The organism is Corynebacterium sp. HMSC078A10 (assembly GCF_001811565.1).
Classification (GTDB): Bacteria; Actinomycetota; Actinomycetes; order Mycobacteriales; family Mycobacteriaceae; genus Corynebacterium; species Corynebacterium hesseae.
The window spans coordinates 67,498-89,110 of record NZ_KV805205.1 but is presented as its reverse complement, the minus strand read 5'-3'; the positions used below and the strand labels follow the sequence as shown (position 1 = coordinate 89,110).

At 64.3% G+C, this 21,613-nt stretch carries 20 protein-coding genes and 1 pseudogene; 5 read left to right on the top strand and 16 right to left on the bottom strand.

Features of this window, described 5'->3' with window-relative positions; all coding sequences use genetic code 11:
- Positions 1–606: 606 nt before the first annotated feature.
- Positions 607–2,175: a glutamine-hydrolyzing GMP synthase gene (gene guaA, locus HMPREF2808_RS06570; protein ID WP_070521516.1), complete on the bottom strand. Its 1,569-nt coding sequence runs from the start codon at positions 2,173–2,175 to the stop codon at positions 607–609.
- Between the two features lie 24 nt (positions 2,176–2,199).
- Complete coding sequence (locus HMPREF2808_RS06565) at positions 2,200–3,126, bottom strand: LysR family transcriptional regulator (RefSeq protein ID WP_070521519.1); 927 nt, start codon at positions 3,124–3,126, stop codon at positions 2,200–2,202.
- A 74-nt stretch (positions 3,127–3,200) separates the two neighbouring features.
- Between HMPREF2808_RS06565 and HMPREF2808_RS06560 the strand changes: the two genes are divergently transcribed.
- Positions 3,201–4,181, top strand: coding sequence for an EamA family transporter (locus tag HMPREF2808_RS06560; RefSeq protein ID WP_246818525.1), 981 nt, complete (start codon positions 3,201–3,203; stop codon positions 4,179–4,181).
- Positions 4,182–4,228: 47 nt separating this feature from the next.
- Here HMPREF2808_RS06560 and HMPREF2808_RS06555 read toward each other — a convergent pair whose 3' ends face one another.
- Both HMPREF2808_RS06555 and guaB read right to left on the bottom strand, forming a co-directional pair.
- Positions 4,229–5,389: a GuaB3 family IMP dehydrogenase-related protein gene (locus HMPREF2808_RS06555; protein ID WP_070521525.1), complete on the bottom strand. Its 1,161-nt coding sequence runs from the start codon at positions 5,387–5,389 to the stop codon at positions 4,229–4,231.
- Positions 5,390–5,398: 9 nt separating this feature from the next.
- Entirely contained in the window at positions 5,399–6,913 is a 1,515-nt protein-coding gene (guaB, locus tag HMPREF2808_RS06550; RefSeq protein WP_070624286.1) for an IMP dehydrogenase, read from the bottom strand.
- 149 nt (positions 6,914–7,062) lie between these two features.
- On the opposite strand from guaB, the gene HMPREF2808_RS06545 reads away from it, so the two are divergent.
- On the top strand, positions 7,063–7,437 hold the full coding sequence (locus tag HMPREF2808_RS06545; RefSeq protein ID WP_070521533.1) for a DUF5319 domain-containing protein: 375 nt from the start codon (positions 7,063–7,065) through the stop codon (positions 7,435–7,437).
- Positions 7,438–7,522: 85 nt separating this feature from the next.
- Here HMPREF2808_RS06545 and HMPREF2808_RS06540 read toward each other — a convergent pair whose 3' ends face one another.
- Entirely contained in the window at positions 7,523–8,362 is an 840-nt protein-coding gene (locus HMPREF2808_RS06540) for a hypothetical protein (RefSeq protein ID WP_070521536.1), read from the bottom strand.
- A 118-nt stretch (positions 8,363–8,480) separates the two neighbouring features.
- Entirely contained in the window at positions 8,481–9,098 is a 618-nt protein-coding gene (locus HMPREF2808_RS06535) for a sigma-70 family RNA polymerase sigma factor (protein ID WP_070521539.1), read from the bottom strand.
- A 348-nt stretch (positions 9,099–9,446) separates the two neighbouring features.
- Here HMPREF2808_RS06535 and HMPREF2808_RS06530 point away from each other — a divergent pair, with 348 nt between their 5' ends.
- Positions 9,447–9,746 carry a WhiB family transcriptional regulator gene (locus tag HMPREF2808_RS06530; RefSeq protein ID WP_070521542.1) on the top strand — a complete coding sequence of 100 codons (300 nt, stop codon included), beginning with the start codon at positions 9,447–9,449 and terminating at the stop codon, positions 9,744–9,746.
- A gap of 222 nt (positions 9,747–9,968) precedes the next feature.
- Here the strand turns inward: HMPREF2808_RS06530 and HMPREF2808_RS06525 are convergent.
- The 5 genes and pseudogenes from HMPREF2808_RS06525 to HMPREF2808_RS06505 all read right to left on the bottom strand — a co-directional run bounded on the left by HMPREF2808_RS06525 (position 9,969) and on the right by HMPREF2808_RS06505 (position 16,357).
- Positions 9,969–12,243, bottom strand: a pseudogene (locus tag HMPREF2808_RS06525) (excinuclease ABC subunit UvrA).
- A 169-nt stretch (positions 12,244–12,412) separates the two neighbouring features.
- A complete protein-coding gene (gene groL, locus HMPREF2808_RS06520; protein ID WP_070624285.1) occupies positions 12,413–14,035 on the bottom strand; it encodes a chaperonin GroEL in 1,623 nt (540 codons plus the stop codon).
- Positions 14,036–14,053: 18 nt separating this feature from the next.
- Positions 14,054–14,353, bottom strand: coding sequence for a co-chaperone GroES (gene groES, locus HMPREF2808_RS06515; protein WP_167595557.1), 300 nt, complete (start codon positions 14,351–14,353; stop codon positions 14,054–14,056).
- Between the two features lie 140 nt (positions 14,354–14,493).
- Entirely contained in the window at positions 14,494–15,768 is a 1,275-nt protein-coding gene (locus HMPREF2808_RS06510; protein ID WP_070521546.1) for an FtsX-like permease family protein, read from the bottom strand.
- Positions 15,752–16,357, bottom strand: coding sequence for an ABC transporter ATP-binding protein (locus tag HMPREF2808_RS06505; protein ID WP_070521548.1), 606 nt, complete (start codon positions 16,355–16,357; stop codon positions 15,752–15,754). The genes HMPREF2808_RS06510 and HMPREF2808_RS06505 overlap by 17 nt, the downstream gene beginning before the upstream one ends.
- A gap of 112 nt (positions 16,358–16,469) precedes the next feature.
- On the opposite strand from HMPREF2808_RS06505, the gene HMPREF2808_RS06500 reads away from it, so the two are divergent.
- Positions 16,470–17,600, top strand: coding sequence for a sensor histidine kinase (locus tag HMPREF2808_RS06500; protein WP_070624284.1), 1,131 nt, complete (start codon positions 16,470–16,472; stop codon positions 17,598–17,600).
- A complete protein-coding gene (locus HMPREF2808_RS06495; protein ID WP_070521553.1) occupies positions 17,597–18,232 on the top strand; it encodes a response regulator in 636 nt (211 codons plus the stop codon). Before HMPREF2808_RS06500 ends, HMPREF2808_RS06495 begins: the two co-directional genes overlap by 4 nt.
- Positions 18,233–18,266: 34 nt before the next feature.
- Here HMPREF2808_RS06495 and HMPREF2808_RS06490 read toward each other — a convergent pair whose 3' ends face one another.
- From HMPREF2808_RS06490 to HMPREF2808_RS06470, 5 genes are all read right to left on the bottom strand, one after another.
- On the bottom strand, positions 18,267–18,695 hold the full coding sequence (locus tag HMPREF2808_RS06490) for a hypothetical protein (protein ID WP_070446512.1): 429 nt from the start codon (positions 18,693–18,695) through the stop codon (positions 18,267–18,269).
- 78 nt (positions 18,696–18,773) lie between these two features.
- Positions 18,774–19,826, bottom strand: coding sequence for a tRNA (adenosine(37)-N6)-threonylcarbamoyltransferase complex transferase subunit TsaD (gene tsaD / locus HMPREF2808_RS06485; protein ID WP_070624283.1), 1,053 nt, complete (start codon positions 19,824–19,826; stop codon positions 18,774–18,776).
- Positions 19,820–20,314 carry a GNAT family N-acetyltransferase gene (locus HMPREF2808_RS06480; RefSeq protein WP_070624282.1) on the bottom strand — a complete coding sequence of 165 codons (495 nt, stop codon included), beginning with the start codon at positions 20,312–20,314 and terminating at the stop codon, positions 19,820–19,822. The genes tsaD and HMPREF2808_RS06480 overlap by 7 nt, the downstream gene beginning before the upstream one ends.
- Complete coding sequence (tsaB, locus tag HMPREF2808_RS06475; RefSeq protein WP_070624281.1) at positions 20,311–21,003, bottom strand: tRNA (adenosine(37)-N6)-threonylcarbamoyltransferase complex dimerization subunit type 1 TsaB; 693 nt, start codon at positions 21,001–21,003, stop codon at positions 20,311–20,313. Before tsaB ends, HMPREF2808_RS06480 begins: the two co-directional genes overlap by 4 nt.
- Positions 21,003–21,572, bottom strand: a complete 570-nt coding sequence (locus HMPREF2808_RS06470; RefSeq protein ID WP_070624280.1) for a hypothetical protein — start codon at positions 21,570–21,572, stop codon at positions 21,003–21,005. The genes tsaB and HMPREF2808_RS06470 overlap by 1 nt, the downstream gene beginning before the upstream one ends.
- Positions 21,573–21,613: the final 41 nt, after the last annotated feature.

Below are 21,613 nucleotides of genomic sequence, written 5' to 3'. Positions count from 1 at the left end.
CCCCGCCGATTCCCATCGAAAGCCCGGCCCCCCCGCCGCGTTCCGCGCCGGGGCGAGCACCAGGCACTGCTCGCGCATCCTCAGATCCGCCAACATCCGGCCCGCCTGATCCGCGTTCCGGTCCGGCTGACGGCTCCAGCCCTGGGGCGCCGCCGCATAACTCCGGCGAACCTCCGGACCCCGCCACCGAGTTCATGAGTTCAACCAGCCCGTGAATCGTCGCCCGAGTCCCCAGGTCGAAGTCCAACCGGTCGCCGGATCAACAGGATCGATGGGTCGTAGGACGCCGGCTCACCGGCCTGCGACGCCTTAGCAACAAACAGCCGCTTTCACCAGCCGCCCGCTGAGAATTTTCGCTCGGCGTGCGGCTACTCGCGCGCGCGTTAAAGAGGTATGCGAGAGCTCTCGCCCGATTCGCGGAGCTGTACAGCAACGAGGCAACACAAACGCTCTACTCCGCGCCTCGGTCGGAGCTTGTGGCGACAAAGACGGTGCCAACGACAAGCCACGCGGGCTTGGTACCAGGGGCCGAAAACGGGAGCGCAGCCGCGCCCTGTTAATTCAAGGCACGGCCGCGCTACGCAGCGTCTGGGAGTTTGCTTCGCTTTACTCCCACTCAATGGTTCCCGGCGGCTTCGACGTCACGTCGAGCACTACTCGGTTAACTTCCTTGACCTCGTTGGTGATGCGGGTGGAAATCTTCTCCAACACGTCGTACGGCAGGCGGGTCCAGTCCGCAGTCATGGCGTCTTCGGAGGATACCGGGCGCAGGACGATCGGGTGTCCGTAGGTGCGGCCATCGCCTTGGACGCCGACCGAGCGGACGTCGGCAAGCAGCACCACCGGGCACTGCCAAATCTCGCCATCCAGGCCAGCGTTGGTCAGCTCAGTACGCGCGATGAGGTCTGCCTGGCGCAGGGTCTCCAGGCGCTCCTCGGTGACCTCACCAATAATGCGGATGCCCAGGCCCGGGCCCGGGAACGGCTGGCGTGCCACGATTTCTTCCGGCAGGCCCAGTTCGCGGCCAACCGCACGGACCTCGTCCTTGAAGAGCAGGCGCAGCGGCTCGACGAGCTCGAACTCGACGTCGTCAGGCAGGCCGCCCACGTTGTGGTGGGACTTAATGTTCGCGGTACCATCACCGCCGCCGGACTCCACCACGTCCGGGTAAAGCGTGCCCTGCACCAGGAACGCGGCATCCTGGCCGTCCAGGGCTTGGTCGACGACGCGCTCAAAGGAGCGGATGAACTCCGCACCGATGGCCTTACGCTTAGCCTCCGGCTCGGTCACACCAGCCAGCTTGGAAAGGAAAGCCTCGCGCTCATCAGCGGTGATGAGCTTCGCGCCAGTCGACGCCACGAAATCCTTCTCCACCTGCTCACGCTCGCCCGCGCGCAGCAGGCCGTGGTCGACGAAGACACAGGTCAAACGGTCACCAATAGCGCGCTGCACCAGGGCCGCGGCCACGGCGGAATCCACGCCACCGGACAGGGCGCAAATGGCATGGCCGTCCTCACCAATCTGCTCGCGCACATCCTCAATGAGGCGCTCCGCAATGTTCTCAGCAGTCCAGTTCTGCTCCAGGCCTGCTACCTCCGTCAGGAAGCGCGTGAGCACCTCTTGGCCGTGCGGCGAGTGAAGAACTTCCGGGTGGTACTGCACGCCGGCCATCTTCTTGGACAGGCACTCGAAGGCGGCCACGGGAGCGCCCTCGGAAGAGGCGGTGACTTCAAAGCCCTCCGGGGCTTCAGAAACCGAATCGCCGTGGGACATCCACACCTTGTGCGTATCCTCGAGGCCCTTGTGGAGCACACCGCCAGACACGGTCATGTCCGTGCGGCCGTACTCGCGGGCACCCGTGGAGGCCACGGTGCCGCCCAGGGCTTGGGTCATGGACTGGAAGCCGTAGCAGATACCAAAGACCGGGATGCCGAGCTCGAGCAGCTCCGGCTTCAGTGCGGGGGCGCCGTCCGCGTATACGGAGGACGGGCCACCGGAGAGGATCAGCGCGGCCGGGTTCTTGGCCTTGATGTCCTCCACGGAGGCGGAATTGGGGACAACCTCGGAGTAGATGTTGGCCTCACGCACGCGCCGGGCGATGAGCTGCGCGTACTGGGCGCCAAAATCCACCACGAGGACAGGACGCGGGGTTGTATTTGGGTTAGTCACGGTCATCAGTTTAACGCAAGAACCCACACCCTAGACCGCAGGGAGTGGCCCAAAATCTTTAGCGGTGGCAGCCGCCTTGCTCAACGCGGCCCGAAACGCCCGCAAGGCGGGGTGTCCCTCGCGCCCGGCGCGCACCGCGGTGTAGAGCGTGCGGGTGGGATTACCAGGCAAGGAAACCACGCGCACGCCCTCAATTTCGTCGAGGAAAAGGTCCGAGATCACCGCCACCGCGTGTCCGGTGCGCACCAGGTGCGCATGTAGAAAGGGGTCCGGGGTTTCATAGAGCACGCTGGGGTTAAAGCCATGCCTGCGGCACAGCCGGTGGACGAACCGCCCCAATAAAAACTCCTCCGGGTCCATGGCAAAGGGGATTTCCTCGTCATGCGCTGCAAAATCCTCTAAGCGCAACTCGCTCCAGGGCCCGGTGAGTGGGGTGATGAGGCGGAGGGGGTCGTCGAGAAGCAGCTCCCGGTGGGTGTGCTCATCCGTGGCGGGCATGTCCGACTCGTACTCCTCACCCAAGATGAGGTCCACCTCCCGGCGCGCCAGCAGCTCCATCGCGCCATCGGCTTCACGCTGAATGATCTGCACGCGCAGGTCCGGGTACTCCCTGGCCAACTCCGTCAGCGCCCGCGGGACCAGCGAGGACATGATGGTTTGAAAGGTCGTGACCTTAATCGTGCCCCGCACCGCGTTGGTTGACGCAATGACCTGCGACTCCGCCTCATCCGCCAACGCGAGCATTCGCTCCGCGTAGGAGGCCAGGATTTCTCCCTGTTCCGTCAAACGCACGCGCCGGCCGACCTTTTCATAGAGCGCCACGCCGACGTCCTTCTCACACTGCGCCAACTGCTGGGAGATGGCCGAGTGCGTATAGCGCAGCGATTCCGCCACCGCAGTGACGGTGCCGAGGCGGTGCAGCTCGTAGAGAATGCGGAGGCGGTGCAGGTCCAACATGGCAGAATCCCTAACGGGTACGTGTTAAAAACTGTAGATAGACTAACAGTTCTTCCCACCCCACAATGGACTGCATGACCAATCCGTTTGCCGTTCTGTGCGTCATCGGCTCGTGCATTTCCCTCCAGCTCGGAGCCAGCCTCGCCATCCAGATTTTCCCCATTGGAGGCCCCTGGGGCACCGCCTCGCTACGCTTGCTCTTCGCCGCTGTGATTCTGCTCTTCATCGCGCGCCCGCGCGTGCGCGAGTGGAGCCGCGAGAAGTGGATCTCCGCCACCATTTTCGGCCTCACGCTGGGCCTGATGAATGGTTCTTTCTATGCCGGCATCGAGCTCGTCGCGCTGGGCCCGGCGGTCACCATCGAGTTTCTCGGCCCGCTGCTGCTGGCGGCATGCCTCTCCCGCTCGCTTCGCGACGCCACCTGCGTCGCCCTCGCTCTCATCGGCATGGGCCTGCTGGGGTTGGACTCCTTCAACGGAGACCCCCTCGACCTGCGTGGGGTTTTCTTCTTGCTGTGCGCGGGTGCGATGTGGGCCGCCTATATCTTGGCCAGCAAGAAGGCGGGCGCTCTCTTTAGCGGGCAGGATGGTTTGGCCGTGGCCTTCCTCATCGGTGGCCTCGTGCTCCTGCCTGTCGGCGGGCGCGGCGCGGTGGCTTTGGCCAGCGACCCAACCCTCCTATTGCTCGCCCTAGGCACGGGCGTGCTGGCCTCGCTCATCCCCTATTCGTTGGAGTTCATTGCGCTGCGCAGGCTCGCCCCCAACGTCTTTTCCATCCTCATCGCCCTGGAACCTGTCTTCGCCGCACTCTTTGGCTGGCTCCTGCTCTCCCAGAATGCCTCCCAGCTTAAGCTGGCGGCTATCGGCCTGGTTGTGGTGGCCTCGGTGTTGCAAACCATGGTGCCGGCGCGCGGGCGCGTGGTATTCCGCAAGGTAGCGCTGCGCCCACGCCGCCTAAAGAAGCCCCAGCTGCCGTGGCGCCCGAAATCGCGCGCCAGCGACTCTAACGCTACGGCCACTGAGGCCAGCGCCACGGCCACTGGAGCGGTGACATAAACTCCGCCCCGAGCTTTGTTGAGCGGAGCAGCGTTACAACGGGCGGGCTAGCGAACGGCCAAGCCCACCTTCTGGAAGGACTTCAGGTCCGTGTAGCCGCACTTGGCCATAGCGCGCTTGAGCCCACCGACCAGGTTGAGCTCACCCAGCGGCTCGTTGGACGGGCCGTGGAGCACGACTTCAAGGGAGGTCGCTGAAGCGTCCTCGGCGGTGCCAGAAGCGTCAACTCCGGAAGCGTCGGTGCCGAGGAGGGCACCAGCCACGCCAACCGGCTCGATGATGCCGCGCGGGAAACGCGGGTGGCCGGCCGTGGACGGCCAGTACCAGCCCTTGCCGCCGGCCTCCGCCGCGCGGGCCAAGACTGGCCCGAGAACGACGCCATCGGCACCACAAGCAATGGCCTTGGCGATGTCTGCGGAGGTGAAGATGTCGCCGTCGGCAAGCACGTGCACGTAGCGGCCCCCAGTCTCATCCAGGTAATCGCGGCGTGCGGCCGCGACATCCGCGATGGTCGTCGCCATGGGGATATCAATGCCGACGGTCTCCGGGTTGGTGTTCACACCGGAGCCGACGATGATGCCCGCGGCACCGGCGCGCATGAGGTGCAGGGCCGTGGTGTAATCCGCCACGCCGCCGGCAATCACCGGGGTATCCAGCGAGCCGATGAACTCCTTCAAGTTGAGCGGCTCGCCACCGGTCTGCACGTGCTCAGCGGAGATCAAAGTGCCGTGGATGAACAGCAACTCTGCGCCGGCCTTAATAACCACGGGTGCCAGCTCGCGGGCGTGCTGCGGGGAGACACGCACGGCCACGGTCACGCCGGAATCGCGCACCTGCGCGATGCGCTCGGCCAGCAGCTCTTCGTTCAAGGGCGCTGCGTGCAGCTCCTGCAGCGTCGACAGGTCACCGTAGTTCTCCGTCACGCGGGCAATCGCGCCCTCCAGATCCTCGTGGCGGCCCCACAGGCCTTCCGCGTTGATAACGCCCAGGCCGCCCTGCTTGCCCATCTCGATAACAAACTCGGGGGTGGCCAGCGCATCGGTCGGCGCCGAGACAAACGGGACCTCGAAGGTGTACGCATCGATGTGCCATGAGGTGTCCACGTCCTTGGAGGAACGGGTGCGGCGAGTCGGCACCAGGGAGATCTGGTTCAGGTCATAGGTGCGGCGAGCCTCACGGCCCACGCCGATTTCTACGTAATCGCGCATGATTAGTCCTTAGCGGTAGTTCGGAGCTTCGACGATCTGCTGAAGGTGGTGCGGGTGAGACTCCTTGAGGCCCGCGGCGGTGATCTGGACAAACTGCTTGGTCTTGAGCTCGGCCAGGGTGGCGGAGCCGGTGTAGCCCATGGAGGCGCGCAGGCCGCCGACAATCTGGTGCACGATGGCATCGATGTCACCGCGGAATGGCACGCGGCCCTCCACGCCTTCCGGCACCAGCTTGTCCTCGCTCTTGACGTCAGCCTGGAAGTAGCGGTCCTTGGAATAGGAGCGCTTCTCCCCCGTCAGACCGCGGCCCTGCATGGCGCCCATGGAGCCCATGCCGCGGTAGCGCTTGTACTGCTTGCCCTGGACCACGACGATATCGCCCGGCGCCTCCGTGGTGCCGGCCAGCATCGAGCCCAGCATGACGGTATCGGCGCCGGCAGCCAGCGCCTTGGCAATGTCACCGGAGTACTGCATACCGCCGTCACCGATAGCCGGAACGCCCGCCGGGCCGGCCACCGCAGCGGCCTCCATGATGGCGGTGATCTGCGGGGCACCCACGCCCGCCACCACACGCGTGGTGCAGATGGAGCCCGGGCCAATGCCAACCTTGATGGCGTCGGCACCAGCCTCAATCATGTCGCGCGCCGCAGCACGAGTGGCCAGGTTGCCGCCGACGACGTCAACGCGGTCGCCGAAGTCCTTCTGCACGCGGGAGACCATCTCCAGCACGCGGTTGTTGTGGGCGTGGGCGGAGTCGACGACGAGGACGTCCACGCCGGCGTCGACAAGCTGGCCTGCGCGCTGGTAGGACTCCTCACCGGTACCGATGCCCGCCGCCACGAGCAGGCGCCCGGAAGCATCCTTGGAGGCGTTGGGGAACTGCTCAGTCTTGACAAAGTCCTTGACGGTGATGAGGCCGACGAGCTTGTTCTCATCGTTGACGATGGGCAGCTTCTCCACCTTGTTGGCGGACAGCAGCTCCAGCGCCTCCTCCTTGCTGACGCCCTCCTTGGCCACGACGAGCGGCATCGGCGTCATAATCTCGGAGACCTTGCGGGAGAAATCCGGCTCGAAGCGCATGTCACGGTTGGTGCAGATACCCACGAGGGTGCCCTGCTTATCGACGACCGGCAGGCCCGAAATCCGGAACCGCGCGCACAGCGTATCGACTTCATCGATGGTCATCTCCGGGGAAGCCGTGACCGGGTCGGTCACCATGCCGGACTCGGAGCGCTTGACAATCTCTACCTGCTGGGCCTGATCCTCAACTGACAGGTTGCGGTGCAGGACACCGATGCCGCCCTGGCGCGCCATGCCGATGGCCATGCGGGCCTCGGTCACCGTGTCCATCGCGGCGGAAGCCAGGGGCACGCCGAGGCGAATGTTGCGCGTAAACTGCGCCGAGGTATCCACCTCGGAGGGAACGACGTTGGATTCTGCCGGAAGCAGCAGGACATCATCAAAGGTAAGGCCGTAGAGTGCAATCTTGTCGGGGTTGTCTCCGCCGGTGTGGACGTGGCTCATGAGGGTGGGGCTCTCCTAAACTGACCAGATAGTTTTATGCGGTAGCCCTCACTGTAGTGCGTGGACGCCCCGTAGTGGTAGCCGTGGGTAGAGGAATAGGTATCTATAGGGAATTGCCATGCGCGCACGGAGTCAATAGGCTCGCAGGCGTGAACTTTTTCGCCAACATGCCCCGCGATCCTTTCGCGGACGACCCCAACGACCCAGCTTCCTTCCTCGAGGAGGATGATCACGTCGAGCCGCTGTCCGAGGAGGACCGTCTCGCCGTCATCCACGATCTGGCCATGGTCCAAGAGTTTGCGCGCGTGCTAAGCCCGCGCGGCATCGATGGCATCTTCTTTTTCTGCGAGGACTGCGAGGAGAACCACTTTTACGAGTGGGACATCATGGCCTCCAACATGCAGGCCACGCTGGCAGGCCAGCTAGCCCCCGTGCACGAGCCGGGCGCGGAGCCGGACCCGATGCGCTACGTCCCTTGGGATTATGCGGTGGGTTATCTCGACGGCATGGATTCGCGCTACTAGCTGCGGTCAGCGCGGTAGAACTACCGCGCGTTAAACGGAAAGAACCTCTTCCCTCCTGTTGCGGGGGAAGAGGTTCTTTGTGGTTTTATTGCTGGAATTGCGCCGGCGGGAGCTGGCCATTATCCGTGGCGCCATCCGAAGCTCCGTCGGAGTTGTCGCCTTGCGGAGGTGTTGCCTGATCGCCGCCCTGCTGGCCTGGCTCCGGCTGGTTCTGCTCCGGTGGGCTCAGCGGGTTGCCCGCCGAAACCGTGCGGGTCACCACGACGGTGGAAACCGCAGTCTCTGTCTGCGTTACGGTTTCCGGCTCCGGCGGCTGCTGCTCCTCCACTGGGGCAGGCTTCTCCACGGTCTGCGTCTGCGTCACCGTGGCGCTGGGCTGCTGCTTCGTGGTACGAGGGGCCTCTGCCTCACGTTCCCGCTTAGCCTGGTCCACCATCTTCCGGGCTTCTTCAAGCAACTGGCGGGTGCCATCCATGTCGCCTTGGGCGGAACGCTTCTCCATCTCATCGAGCGTTCCGGCAAGCTCCACTACGGACACATCGTGCTCGTCCGCGCCGAAGAGCGACTGGTTCACTCCGTAAAGCGGAGATCCCGGGCCGGCGTTGACGACCACAGCGCCGGTACCTGCGATGAGCAGCGTAGCTGCGGCCGCCCCGATGAGTCCGTGCATGAAAGGCTTGCTTCGACGGCGGCGTGCCGCGCCGAGGGAAATGATCTCCGGCTCTTCCTCCGCGCCCTCAATGAGAGGGGCCGGAGGCATCTGCTTTTCGACGTCCCCGCGCAGCTCCAGCAGAAGCCCCGCCAGTTCATCACCGCCATCGGAGGGATCTGTTCCTTCGGAGAGAGTAGTGAGGAATGCATCATCATCAACCAAGGGCTGCAGCTGCTCAGCGACACCCTGCTGAGGCTCGTCCTTCTTTGCCATGATGACCTCCCTTCCTTATTAGAGAATTATTAGTTTGTCGGTGCCAAGTGCCGATGGCTCACTGCTAGCTCTGGGCTAGCCCAATTACTGGTTCACTCTGCTGGTTCACATTGTTGGTTCACTGCGTCTCGTGCGAATCGAGGGATTTGCGCAATTGCGCGAGTGCACGATGCTGCGCCACGCGGACTGCGCCAGGGGTGGACTCCACAATTTCCGCGGTCTCCTCTGCCGACAGCCCCACGAACACACGCAAGATGATAATGTCCCGGGCCTTGTCACTTAACGTATCGAGCATGGCCCGCACTCTGTTACTACCGTCCACGGCAAGGGCGGATTCTTCGGGGGTAGCGTCCTGAGCAGCATCCTCCGGAAGGTCTTCCGTGGGGTGAGTGTGGTCGCGGCTCAGGGCGCGGTGGGCATCGGTCACCTTGTGAGCAGCAATGCCATAGACGTAGGCCATAAACGGGCGGCCCTTATCTTTGTACGTGCCAATAGACGTCGCCACCGCCAAACAGATCTCCTGCGCCACGTCCTCCGCCGTGGGCTGGCGGTGGCCGCCGATGCGCGCGCGACAATAGCGCAGGACCTGCGGGTGAATGATCCGCATGATGCGCTGGAGGGCGCGGCGGCTACCGTCGACGGCCAGCGGAACGAGGTCCGCTAATTCCTTATCGCTGTCGCGCTTCGCCGCCGTTGAGGAGCCGCTCGCGTCTGTAGCCTGAGTAGCCACTGCCATCCTTGCCGTTCTGCTTTTGCTCTTCTGCTTAATGCATTACTTCATATTCTGTATGAACATCATGGCATAACCTTTTGGCGAAACCCCAAAACGACGGGTCTCATCCCCAGCTTTGACCCCACTAGAAAAAGTTCATACACCGTTCATCTTAGCCTTAAGCGCAGGTCACAGGGGCTCCAGTTGAGGAGTTTCAGCCAGTTATACCTGCATGTCAGCATTGCGTAACGCGCTGTTTACCCAAGGGGGACACACTTCAATCTCGTCTCACTTCGCCTCGGCGTTCACGGGGGCGTGCCCGCAACGCGCCCCGCGCCTGGGCACTCTATCTTTGGCAAAGGAGAATCGAACGTGTCTCAGTCCTTCCTGCTCCCCGGGCCGAATACGGACTTTTGGGATTGGCAGCTTCATGGCGCATGCCGTGGAGAAAACTCTGACGTGTTCTATCACCCGGACGGCGAGCGCGGACGCGCCCGCGCCCAGCGCGAGAACCGCGCCAAGGCTATTTGCAGCACCTGCCCGGTCATCGAGATGTGCCGCGAACACGCTCTCGCCTCCGGCGAGCCCTACGGCGTGTGGGGCGGCATGAGCGAGTCGGAGCGCGTCGTCGCCCTGCGTTCTCGTCGCACCCACGCGGCCGTCGGCGCCTAGTCCGCTTCTGCCAGCTCCCAGCCTTGGGGTCGGACGGCAAACCACCACCTCTATTGGCTGGACGCGACAAGGCTGCTCTCCCCACTGGATGAGCCCGCCGTGGGCCGTCGCGCAGCGGGCCTTTTGCGAAGTTTCTTTAAGTAGCATCACGCCCCTCCCCCACCTGCACTGATATCCAACAGCCAGCACGGGCAAGGGGCAGCGGGTGAAAGACGCCAGTTTTTACAGCGCCTGCGCTAGGTAGCGGGCGGTCAGCGTGTCCTTGTCGAGGAACTCGCGCGGCGAGCAGGCCGCCACAACCTCGCCGCCGGCTGAGCCCGCGCCGGGACCGAGATCAATGATGTGGTCGGCGTGCGCCAGGACGGCGCGGTGGTGTTCGACGCAGATGAGGGTGAGATGGTCGTCGACAAGCGTGTCAAAGAGGCGCAGCAAGGTGTCGATATCTTTCTGATGCAGGCCCACCGTCGGCTCATCGAGCACGATGATGTCCGCAGTCGCCTTGCGGTCGCACAACCGCACCGCCAGCTTCAGCCGCTGGCGCTCGCCGCCGGAGAGCGTCGAGAGCGGCTGCCCCAGCGTCAGGTAGCCCAGCCCCACGGCAACGAGCTGCTCACACACGCGCTTGGCGGCAGTAACTTTGGCCTCGCGGCAAAACTCCACGGCTTCAACCGCGGGAAGCGCGAGTACCTCCGCGATGTTCTTGCCCGCCAGCTCGTAGCCCAAAACGTCGGCAGCAAAGCGGCGGCCCTCGCACACCTCGCAGGGCACATCCGCGCTGTCCATCACACCGAACTCCACGGTCACCACGCCAGCGCCGGAACAGGCCGGGCACGCGCCCTCCGAGTTGAAAGAGAACATTCCCGGCGTGGCCCCATCGTTGGCCTTGGCGAAGGCCTTGCGCAGCGCGTCCATCGCACCTGTGTAGGTGGCCGGGTTCGAGCGCCGCGAGCCAGACAACGAAGACTGGTCGACAACGAGGATGCGGTCGTCGTCCGGCAGGCATTCCCTCAGCGATGACTTTCCGGATCCCGCAACGCCCGAAATGACCGTGAGCACGCCCAATGGAATATCCACGTCGACGCCCTTGAGATTGTTATGGGACGCCCCACGGATTTCCAGCGCTCCGGTGGGCTCGCGTACCTCCTCCTTCAACGCCACCTTCCCGCTGACGGACGGTGCAGCACCGCCAGAAAGGATCTCGCCACCTTCCACACCGGCGCCGGGGCCAAGCTCGACGACGCAATCCGCAATCGCCATCGTCTCCGGGTTGTGCTCCACCACGAGCACGGTGTTTCCCTTATCGCGCAGCTGCAGGAGCAGCTCGTTCATCCGCGTGACGTCATGCGGGTGTAGGCCAGCGGTCGGCTCATCAAAGACATAGGTGACGTCCGTGAGCGCCGACCCGATGTGCCGCACCATGCGCGTGCGCTGCGCTTCGCCACCGCTCAGCGTTCCCGTCGGGCGCGCCAGCGTCAGGTAGCCCAGCCCCAAATCCAGGGCGGCCTCCAACCCACGCAGCGGGGCCACGGCAAGCGGTGAGTTGATGGTGCGGAGCCATGCGGAGGCGTCGGCAAGCTCCATGGCGCAGACATCCGCGATGGAGACGCCGTTGAGGTAGGACTCGCGCGCGTGCTGCGCCAAGCGCGTGCCGTGGCACTCCGGGCAGTCGACGAAAACCACCGCGCGCTCGACAAAGGCCCGCATGTGCTTTTGCAGGGACTCCACGGGCTTGCTCAGCACGTTGGTTTTCAGGCGCGTGACCAGCCCCATGTAGCTCATGTTGACGCCACCGACCTTGACTTTGGTCTCGGTTTCGTACAGGTCGCGCTTCTGTTCCGCACTAAAGTCCTTGACAGGTACATCCGCCGGGTACAGCCCGGACTCGGCGTAGGCGCGCCACATCCACGAGCCCACCTTCATGCCGGGGTACATGATGGCGCCGTCGTTCAACGCCAGAGTCTCATCAACGAGCTGGCGCTTGTCGACGTCCCCCACTTCCCCCCCTTCCCTCACACCTCGGGCACATGCCGCCGGTGCGCTCGAAGCGGCGGACTTCCTTCACACCGTTGACCTCGATGGCGCCCTGCCCGGAGGCGGAGGGCACGTTGAAGGAATAGGCCGCGGGGCCGCCGGCGCGGGGCTCGGCTAGGCGTGAGAAGAGCACGCGAAGGTGCCCGGTGATGTCGGTGGCGGTACCGAACGTCGAGCGCGCGGAAGCCGCCATGGGCTCCTGGCCCACGACGATGGCTGCGGTGAGCCCTTCCAAGCGGTCCACGTCGGGGCGGGGTGGGGCCTGCATGAAGCCCTGCACGAAGCCGGGATAGGTCTCGTTGATGAGACGCTGCGGTTCAGCCGCAACGGTATCGAAGACCAGCGAGGTCTTGCCGGAACCAGACACGCCGGTGAAGACGGTGAGCTTGCGCTTAGGGATGCGCACGTCCACGTTCTTGAGGTTGTTTTCGCGGGCGCCGGTGACGGTGATGAATTCTTGTTCCACGGCTCAGCAGTCTAGTACCGGGGCGGAGATTCCCGCCCCCACGGCGAAGGCCCGCCGCCCCGCAAAAATGCGGGTTAGCGGGCCTTCCTTACGGCAATGTGGGAACCCTTGTGGCTACGCGGGAACCCTTGTGGTTGTGCGGGAAACGAATGTTTCCCGCACGCACGGTTTAGTGCGCGTGCGAGTGCGCGTGCGCAGCCTGTGCCGGCTCTTCCTCGGCGGGCTTCTCCACAACGGAAGCCTCGGTGGTGAGCACCATGCGGGCCACGGAGGCGGCGTTAACCACGGCGGAGTGGGTGACCTTCACCGGGTCGATGATGCCCTGCTCGAGCAGGTTGCCGTACTCCAGGGTGGCAGCGTTGAAGCCCTCGCCGTTGGCCTTCTCGGCAACGTGGGCGACCACGACGGATCCGTCCAGGCCTGCGTTTTCGGCGATCCAGTAGGCCGGGCGGGTCAGCGCGCGGGCCACGGCCAGCACACCGATCTTGGCCTCGCCCTCGAAGCCCTCGGCGAAAGCCTCGAGCTCCTGGGAGATCTGGACCAGCGCAGAGCCGCCGCCAGCAATGACGCCCTCTTCAACGGCCGCGCGGGCGGCGTTGATGGCGTCCTCGACGCGCAGCTTGCGCTCGTTGACCTCGGTCTCGGTAGCAGCGCCAACGCGGATGACGGCAACGCCACCGGACAGTTTGGCCAGACGCTCCTCCAGCTTCTCCTTATCCCAGGTGGAATCGGTGCGCTCGATTTCGCGGCGCAGCTGCTCGCGGCGCTCCTCGACGGCCTCTGCCGTACCTGCACCATCCACGATCACGGTGTCCTCCTTGGACACGGTGACGCGGCGAGCGGAACCGAGAACCTCCGGGCCGACCTCCTTGAGGTTGATGCCAACCTCCGGGTCGACGACGGTAGCGCCGGTGACAACAGCCAGGTCATCCATGAAGCCCTTGCGGCGCTCGCCGAAGTACGGGGACTTCACGGCGGCGACCTTGAGGACCTTGCGGATGGAGTTCACCACGAGTGCCTGCAGCGGCTCGCCCTCGATGTCCTCAGCGATGATGAGCGTCGGGCGCGAGGACTCCGCGATCTTCTCCAGCAGCGGCAGGAAGTCCGGCAGGGAGGAGATCTTGTTGCGGACGAGGAGAATTGCGGCGTCGTCAAGCACGGCGTTGTAGGTCTCCTCCTCCGTCGCAAAGTACGGGGAGAGGTAGCCCTTGTCGAAGGAAATGCCCTCGGTGACGTCCACGGTGGACTCGATGGTCTGGGACTCCTCGACGGTGACGACGCCGTCCTTGCCCACCTTGTCCATCGCGCCGGCGACCATCTCGCCGACCTCCGCATCGCGGGAGGACACGGTGGCAACCTGGGAGACCTCCGCGGAGGAGTTCACCGGGGTGGCGCGCTTCTTGAGCTCCTCGACGACCTTCTCAGCCGCCGCGGCGATGCCCTTGTTCAGCTCAATGGGGTTAGCGCCGGCGGCAACGTTGCGCAAACCTTCAAAGACGAGCGCCTGGGCCAGCAAGGTGGCGGTGGTGGTGCCGTCACCGGCGATGTCGTTGGTCTTGACGGCCACGGACTTCACCAGCTGGGCGCCAAGGTTCTCAAACGGATCATCGAGGTCGATGTCGCGGGCGATGGTGACGCCGTCATTCGTGACGGTCGGGCCACCGAAAGCCTTGGACAGCACGACGTTGCGGCCGCGCGGGCCGAGGGTGACCTTGACGGCGTCGGCCAGCGTGTCTACACCGCGCTGGATGCCCTCGCGGGCCTCCTGGTCAAATGCAATCAGCTTTGGCATAGGGTTAATCGCCTACTTTTACTTCTCGATGACTGCGAGCAGGTCGCGAGCGGACAGCAGGAGGTACTCCTGGCCGTCGTACTTCAGCTCGGTGCCGCCGTACTTGGAGAAGATGACGGTGTCGCCCTCGTTGACGCCAACCGGGACGACCTCGCCCTTGTCGTTGGTGCGGCCCGGGCCGACAGCGACGACGGTGGCCTCCTGCGGCTTCTCCTTCGCGGAGTCCGGGATAACCAGGCCGGATGCAGTGGTGGTCTCAGCTTCAACGATCTGGACGAGGACCTTGTCCTCCAGCGGCTTGATGTTTGCCATGATGATTTCCTCCAAAGTGTTCCTAGTGCGCGTCCACGTGGACGCGCGCGTGCCGGTTGTGGGTGTCCAGCACAGCCGTCGTCGCGGGTGAACAACTGTGGGTCAAAACAACCTGCCTAGCACTCTACCCTCGCGACTGCTAGCCCTCAACGTTGTGGGCCGCTAACCCGTTCGCCCTCCGCGAACGACGCGACTCGGGTGTGTACAAAGCCGGCCAACGCCAGCTTGACGACGCCCAGGGCAATAAACATTGCGCCGAATATTACGGCGAAGGACGGCCACCACAGCTCCTCCAGGATTGTCCGACCGAGTGCCTCTTGTGGGGTAAGGAGGCGGTGGAGTGGGAGGAGCGTCGCCAAACACAGCGCCCAGACCACGCCGGCCGCAGTCAGGGTGAGGCACGCCGCCTCCCCCACTTGCACGCGCGCCCAGGCCGAGGGGGCGGCGCCCGCCAAGGTGAGGCCACGAATATCGGCCGCGATGCGCCCGTGCATAAGCAGCGAGGTAAGCACGGCGCCCACGATGCTAGGTGCGAAGACTGGACCCAAAAGGGCGAGGAAGGCCTGCCACGAGGACAGGGTGCCTCCGGCGCCTGCGTCGTTCCCAAAGCGCAGGCCCGAGCCGACGGCGACGATAAAGCCGCCGACGAGCACCCACGGCACGATGTGCGGGGTGGAAAAGCTTCGGCGCACGCGCACATTAGCCCCAGCGATGCCGGCCGCGCGGGTCCATTGATCCAGGACGGGCATAAGCCAGGGCAAAAAGAGCGCGACAAGGATGACCAAGCCCATCTCGGCCGAGAGGAGGTCACCGGGATCATCGATGTGTAGGCATCCATAGACCGTACTGCCGACAGCAACGGACGCGAGCAGGAATTTCACCATGAGCCACGCCGGGTGTGCGGTGGCGTGCGGCCGAAAGACTCGGCGCAGTGGAGGCAGCGCTCCGACTAGGGCCGCGGACATGCAGACAACTATCGCAATACCAACGACCTGGCCTGTAATCGCAATGTCTGGCAAAGGGATGCCGTCGCTGCGCAGGGCGCGCACGCACGGCGCGAGCAGTGGACGGGCCGGCAGCACACCAAGAAATCCGGCGGCCGCGCTGACCACCGCGACTTGGCCCAGAATGAAAATCAGGATCATCCACCCAGGCATGCCCACCATGCGCCAGGAACGGTAGACCGGCTCGCGCTCAGCGATGATAAGGCGCATCTGCGAGAGCGTCACCAGCACTACCACGCACAGTGACATGCCCAGCACTGTGCCGCCCAGAGGCCCAGCGGGGTTTTCTTCGGCTCCGGGGGAAGCGACCAGCATGGCTAGCGCTAGGGTGCACGAGGTGGAAGACACCACCAGGGTCAGCGCTACGGCCAGCCACGATAGCCAATTGGACTGTAAGTCCTTAAGCCACACCAGCATGGGCCACCTCCTCCAAGGAAATGACCCGGTCGGCCGCCTCGGCGGCAAGGTGCGAGTGAGTCACCATGATCACGCTGGCTCCATCGCGGGCAACGGCGTGAAGGTGGGAAAGGACGGTGGAAGCGGTGGCGTCGTCAAGCGCGCCCGTGGGCTCGTCAGCGAAGATATAGGGCGCTTGGGCCAGCAATGCCCGGGCGACAGCCACGCGTTGCTGCTGCCCACCAGAAAGCTGTGCGGGCAGGCGGCTCTCCAATCCAGCGAGACCGAGCGAATCGAAGACCTCTGCCACACGGCCGCGTGCAGGGCGCCGGCCGGAAAAGCGCGCCGTCAAGGTGGCATTGCGTTGCGCGTTGAGGGATTCCAGCAGGTTGTAGTCTTGGAATACAAATGCACGCTGCTTGCGCCCCGGCGCGTTGACTCGGCCGGAAGTGGGCTTATCGAGCCCGGATAACAGGTTCAGGAGCGTGGTTTTGCCGCTTCCCGATGGCCCCATGATGGCAACGAATTCGCCTGGGGCGATAGACACATTGACGCGATTGAGCACGGTGCGGCGGCCGTAGCGCTTACTAAGGTTTTCTGCTTTTAACATGCCTTTGATTCCACTCGGCCACGCACAACAATGACATGGGGCGGGCTGCCCGAAAAATGGTGGAGCTAGCTCCACTGCCCTTCCACCGGCATGGCGGATAGGGTCGAAGACTATGCGAACCTTCAAAGCCTGTGCGTGGAGCCTCCTCCTCGGCATGCTGTGTATCCCAACCTTGGTGATTTCGGTGCTGATGCTGCCGTGGATCCCGTTGGTGGGTCGCGCCGCGGAACTTGTCGGCCGGTTGGGCGCGCAGTGGATGGGCGTGGAAATTCCACCCCGGCGCGCAGATCGATGGTTTGATTGGCAGCAGTTCTATCACCTCGTGTTGCAGTTATTGATTTCGACTGCATGCTTTACCGCGTGGACGGCCCTGGGTTTCACAGCGGGTGTGCTAGCGATAGCGCCATTCGTACCTAAGGCCGAGTTCTCCGTTGGCGAGTGGTCCACCTCCAACCGACCGCTTATTTTCTTAACCTGCTGGCTGGCTGCTCTGTTGCTTGTGTTGTTACTGGTAGGTCTCAACCGCCTCTTGGTCTCAGCGTCGGTCTCGCTGACCCGACTGGCATTGAGTCCTTCGGCCGAGGAAATGGCGGCCTCGCGTGCCACGCTTATCGATGCCTTCTCCGGCGAGCGCCGCCGCATCGAACGCGAACTGCACGATGGCCCGCAGCAGTACCTCACTGCGCTCAAGCTCAACTTGGCCGCGGCAAAACTACAAGCCCCGCCCCAGGCACAGCAGGCCTTGACTGACGCAGAACATAATGCCTCTTTGGCTCTGGCTTCATTGCGGGCGACAGTGCGTGGCATTGCGCCGCAGGTGCTTTTCGACGACGGGCTTATCCCCGCCCTCGACGAGTTACTCGCCCATTCCGGGCTTGAGACCACACTTCGCGTAGAGGGCGCTGAGAGCTCGATAGACGAGACCACAGCACTGCTGGCCTATCATGCAGTCGCCGAGGCGCTCACAAACGCCTCTAAACACGGCGCAGCCACCGAAGCCGTGGTAACGGTCGCTTTTAGGGATATGCTGCGCCTAGAAATCGTAGATAATGGCATGGGCCCCACGGCCAAAGAGCCGGACGGTGAGAGTGCAGCTGTGGGTTCGGGCACGGGCCTCGCCGGGCTGCGTGAGCGTGCTGCTGCACTCGGCGGCACAGTAACCTTTGGTGCTGATAGCACCAAAGCTACGGGTAAAGGCGGCGGCCAGCTGCTGGTCAAACTACCGCTGAAGGAGGCGGAATGAAGTTACTACTCGCAGAAGATTCCGCGCTCCTGCGCGCGGGTCTGGAGCAACTACTCGGTGCTCTCGGTCATAGCGTCACGGCGGTCACAGATGCCGAAGCACTGCGCGCCATCGCAGTGCAGGAAGACTTCGACCTCATTATCAGCGATGTGCGCATGCCGCCCACGATGACCGATGACGGGCTTCAAGCCGTGCACGATCTGCGGGCAGCCGACCCCACCCAACCCGTGGTGGTGCTGAGCCAATACGTAGCGGCAAGCTATCTCGACCGCCTCCTGGAGCACGGCGGATTCGGGTACCTACTCAAGGAGCGCGTTTCTGATGTTGAAGAATTCGTGCGCACGCTTGACGATGTCGCCCGCGGCGGCACCGTGGTGGACCCAGAGGTGGTCACGGCGCTGCTTTCTGCAAGGCACACTGGTCTAGCCCGGCTCACCGCTCGCGAGCGGGAGGTACTGGGGCTTATGGCCCAAGGATTGAGCAATAAAGACATTGAAGACACGCTCGTCCTTACCTCCGGAGCAGTAAGCAAGCATGTCTCCAATGTATTTATAAAGCTCGGGTTTCGACCCGAGGACTCCAACCGGCGGGTGAAGGCCGTATTGGCATGGCTGCGCCACACCGAGCGCTAGAAAAGCGCTGAGGCCCTACAAACAAGGGCTGGAATTAGACCTGTCGGTGGGAGTTCAGCACAGCCGCGCGCCACAGCTGGTACTCCTCCGGGTTGTCCTCGCGGTAGTTCTTCACCGCGCGGATGCCGTGCTCCACGGCCTCGACGACCTCGTCGATGTTCTTGTCGTCACCGTCGGCCGCAACAAAGATGACTGGGCCGCAGATTGAGCGGATTGGGTCCTGCAGGAAAGCGGAGTTGCCGGTAGCCGCAGCGTTGCGGGCCAAGGAGGCCACCGGGTTCGGGTCGGCGTCGTCAGCCTTCGCGTTCGGGTTAAACAACGCCGCGTAGGTCTGGCCATCATCCTGGAAGGCCACGGAAACGCGATCCTCGGTGGTACCACCGAGGAATTGATTTGCCTGTTCGAGCTCAAACTCGATGATGCGGCGGGACAGATCAGGGTTAACGAGGAATCCAGTGGTCATAACGGTGTGAGCTCCTTGTGTGTGAGCCGGACGATTATCGGTCATCACACTACCGGCACCCTGGGGGTTGCGCATCCGCTAGCGCGCGGCGGCCACGAGCGGCACTTCCACCTCAAGCTGCGTATCGGTCCCGCATGCCAGGCCGGAGGGTTCTGCGCCTTCGTGAATGAGCTGGGCGGCCACCGCCGCGATCATCACGCCGTTGTCGGTGCACAGCTTGAAGCGCGGCACACGCAGCTCGATTCCCGCGGATTCGCAGCGCTTCGCCGCCAAGGCGCGCAGCCGCGAATTCGCAGCCACGCCGCCGCCGAGCAGCAGCACCTTGGCGCCAGTGTCCTGGCAGGCGCGCACGGCCTTGGCGGTCAGCACATCCGCCACCGCCTCTTGGAAGGAGGCGCAGAGATCCTCAACCTGGACCGTGGTGCCCTCGCGCTCGGCCTTTTCCACGTGGCGGGCTACTGCCGTTTTGAGCCCCGAGAAGGAGAAGTTGTGGCGGTTGGGCCCGCGCAGGTCCTCGGCCTTGGACAAACCACGCGGCAAATCGATGGTGGGCTCGCCTTGGGCGGCCAGCTTATCGATGACCGGCCCTCCCGGATACCCCAAACCCAACAGGCGGGAGACTTTGTCGTAGGCTTCGCCGGCGGCGTCGTCAAGCGTGGTGCCCAGTTCCTTCATGGGCTTGCCCACGGCTTCGACCTCGAGCAGCTGGGTGTGGCCACCGGAGACGAGCAGCGCTACCGAGTGCGGAAGCTCCTCGCCCTCCAGGTTGGCCACCGCGACGTGCCCGCCGAGGTGGTTGACGCCGTAGAAGGGCACGCCCCACGCGGAGGCGAAGGCCTTGGCTGCCGACGCCCCGACGAGGAGCGCGCCGGCCAGTCCCGGCCCCACGGTGGCGGCCACTGCATCTGGCTTCTCGACGCCCGCCTCCTCCAGCGCCGCCTTCATCACCTGCGGCATCGCTTCAAGGTGGGCGCGGGAGGCAATCTCCGGCACCACGCCGCCGAAGCGCGCGTGCTGCTCCATGGAGGAGGCGACGACGTCGGCGCGGATCTCCATGTGGCCGTTGTCAGACAGCTCGATGATTCCCACGCCGGTTTCGTCGCAGGAGGACTCGATGCCGAGGATTAACATCTCTCACTCTTTCGTGGTCGGTACATGGTGTGGGCGTCCGCGCCGGAGGGCTGGTAGTAGTTGCGGCGCAGGCCGTTGATGACAAAATCATAAGCCTCATAGAGGCGAATGGCCGGATCGTTGCCCACGCGAACCTCAAGGAAGATGGGTGCATCGTGGGAATCTGCAAGCTCGACGATGGCGTCCATCATCAGCCGCGCGATACCGCGCCGTTGGGCCGCGGGGTCGACGCCGATGGTGCGGATTTCGTATTCCGGCCAGGCCGCGGGCCCCATCCGCCCCACGCCGGCGTAGCCGAGAGCTTCGCCGCGGTCGTCGTTGTGGTCATCGCGGTTGACGCCTGCGTCAACCGCCCAGTAGGTGGTGTGCCCCGCCGCGATTTCCTGCTCGAAGGCACGCGCCGGCCAGGGAGTTTCACCGGGGAAGAGTACTTTTTCTAGTTCGGCGCAGCGGGGTGCGTCCTCAAGCACGAGTGGACGCAGCCTCATGATGCCGGTGTTTCCCCGATGCCGCCGACCAAGGCGGCCGAGCGCGGCTTCGCCTTCGGCTCCACGGCATCGGGACGGCGCAGGTACAGCGGGACGAGCGGCGCGGGCTCGGCAGAAAGATCAGCGCACGCAACCAGTCCCGCCGCGCGCGGGGTAGCCCACTCGCGGGGAAGGCCGGCGATACCTTCCGGAAGGCGCGGGGCAATAGACTCGGGGAACACCAGGCGCGTGGTATCCGCGCCCGACACCCCAGCGGCGCCCAGTTCCAGGGCCTCCGGCTTCGACACGTTCGGGCCGCTGAGACGCTTACCGTCGGCGTAGGTGGCCCAGTAGACCTCTTTGCGGCGGGCATCGATGGCCACCAGCCACTCCCCCGCGCGCCCGTGCGCGATGGCATCCAATGTGCACACGCCATGCACCGGCAGGTGAAGAGCCACCCCCAGAGCGGAAGCGGTAGCCATGCCCACGCGCAGGCCGGTAAACGGTCCGGGCCCCGTGCCGACGACGATGGCGGAGAGGTCGGAGTAGGTCAGGGAGGCGTCGGCAAGCAGCTCCTCGATAGCGGGGATGAGCTGCTCGTTGTGAGCGCGCGTGCCGCTAATGACGCGGTCGATACTCTCCCCGGTGTCGGTATCAACGATGCCCGTCACCAGGTCCGTGGTGGCGGTATCGAGTGCAAGAACCTTCATTAGCCTGCGAGGTGCCAGTCGGTGTCGACGTAGTCGGGGTTGTTCTTACCCATCTGCTCCACGTAATCCTGGGTATCGCGAATAAACTGCAGCGGCTGGCCCTGCTGGAACGGCAGCAGCGGCGGGATGTCCTGCTTGGCTGCTTCCGGCGACTTCAGCTGCTGCAGCAGACCATCACACAGGTCCACCTGTGCGCGCGGGAGCTTCTCCGCCTTGAATTCACCGGTCTGCGAAGCCAGCAGGATGTAGTTCACGTCATCAGGCACGGCCCCGTCGGCGAAGTCAATGCTCAGGTTCTTCGTCTCCACGCCGCCCTTCTTGAGCTGCTCCTCGGTGGCACCCGGGCAGACGGCGGCGACCGCACCCCACGCCTGGCCGTACACATCCTGCGGGATAAACATGGCGAAGTCCAGGTTCTTCGGGTACGCGCTCAGGGACTGGGCGACTGTCGACGGCTCCTTCGTCTCCGCCTGCGCTGGCCGGACCATCGGCAGCACGATGAGGGCGGCAAGGAATACGGCGAAGCCGCCGATAACGACAGTGGTGATGAATTGACCAAGCTTGTTCATAAAGGTGTTTTAGCTCCTCACGCGGGGGTAGCGGGAATAAA

Bases quoted from the DNA above. Each gene is read 5' to 3' on its own strand.
- HMPREF2808_RS06495 (WP_070521553.1), top strand. From the start codon at position 17,597: ATGAAGTTACTACTCGCAGAAGATTCCGCGCTCCTGCGCGCGGGTCTG.
- guaA (WP_070521516.1), bottom strand. From the start codon at position 2,175: ATGACCGTGACTAACCCAAATACAACCCCGCGTCCTGTCCTCGTGGTG.
- HMPREF2808_RS06560 (WP_246818525.1), top strand. From the start codon at position 3,201: ATGACCAATCCGTTTGCCGTTCTGTGCGTCATCGGCTCGTGCATTTCC.
- HMPREF2808_RS06555 (WP_070521525.1), bottom strand. From the start codon at position 5,389: ATGCGCGATTACGTAGAAATCGGCGTGGGCCGTGAGGCTCGCCGCACC.
- HMPREF2808_RS06480 (WP_070624282.1), bottom strand. From the start codon at position 20,314: ATGAGGCTGCGTCCACTCGTGCTTGAGGACGCACCCCGCTGCGCCGAA.
- tsaB (WP_070624281.1), bottom strand. From the start codon at position 21,003: ATGAAGGTTCTTGCACTCGATACCGCCACCACGGACCTGGTGACGGGC.
- guaB (WP_070624286.1), bottom strand. From the start codon at position 6,913: ATGAGCCACGTCCACACCGGCGGAGACAACCCCGACAAGATTGCACTC.
- HMPREF2808_RS06510 (WP_070521546.1), bottom strand. From the start codon at position 15,768: ATGCTGGTGTGGCTTAAGGACTTACAGTCCAATTGGCTATCGTGGCTG.
- HMPREF2808_RS06565 (WP_070521519.1), bottom strand. From the start codon at position 3,126: ATGTTGGACCTGCACCGCCTCCGCATTCTCTACGAGCTGCACCGCCTC.
- HMPREF2808_RS06505 (WP_070521548.1), bottom strand. From the start codon at position 16,357: ATGTTAAAAGCAGAAAACCTTAGTAAGCGCTACGGCCGCCGCACCGTG.
- tsaD (WP_070624283.1), bottom strand. From the start codon at position 19,826: ATGTTAATCCTCGGCATCGAGTCCTCCTGCGACGAAACCGGCGTGGGA.
- groL (WP_070624285.1), bottom strand. From the start codon at position 14,035: ATGCCAAAGCTGATTGCATTTGACCAGGAGGCCCGCGAGGGCATCCAG.
- HMPREF2808_RS06490 (WP_070446512.1), bottom strand. From the start codon at position 18,695: ATGACCACTGGATTCCTCGTTAACCCTGATCTGTCCCGCCGCATCATC.
- HMPREF2808_RS06470 (WP_070624280.1), bottom strand. From the start codon at position 21,572: ATGAACAAGCTTGGTCAATTCATCACCACTGTCGTTATCGGCGGCTTC.
- HMPREF2808_RS06535 (WP_070521539.1), bottom strand. From the start codon at position 9,098: ATGGCAGTGGCTACTCAGGCTACAGACGCGAGCGGCTCCTCAACGGCG.
- HMPREF2808_RS06500 (WP_070624284.1), top strand. From the start codon at position 16,470: ATGCGAACCTTCAAAGCCTGTGCGTGGAGCCTCCTCCTCGGCATGCTG.
- HMPREF2808_RS06540 (WP_070521536.1), bottom strand. From the start codon at position 8,362: ATGGCAAAGAAGGACGAGCCTCAGCAGGGTGTCGCTGAGCAGCTGCAG.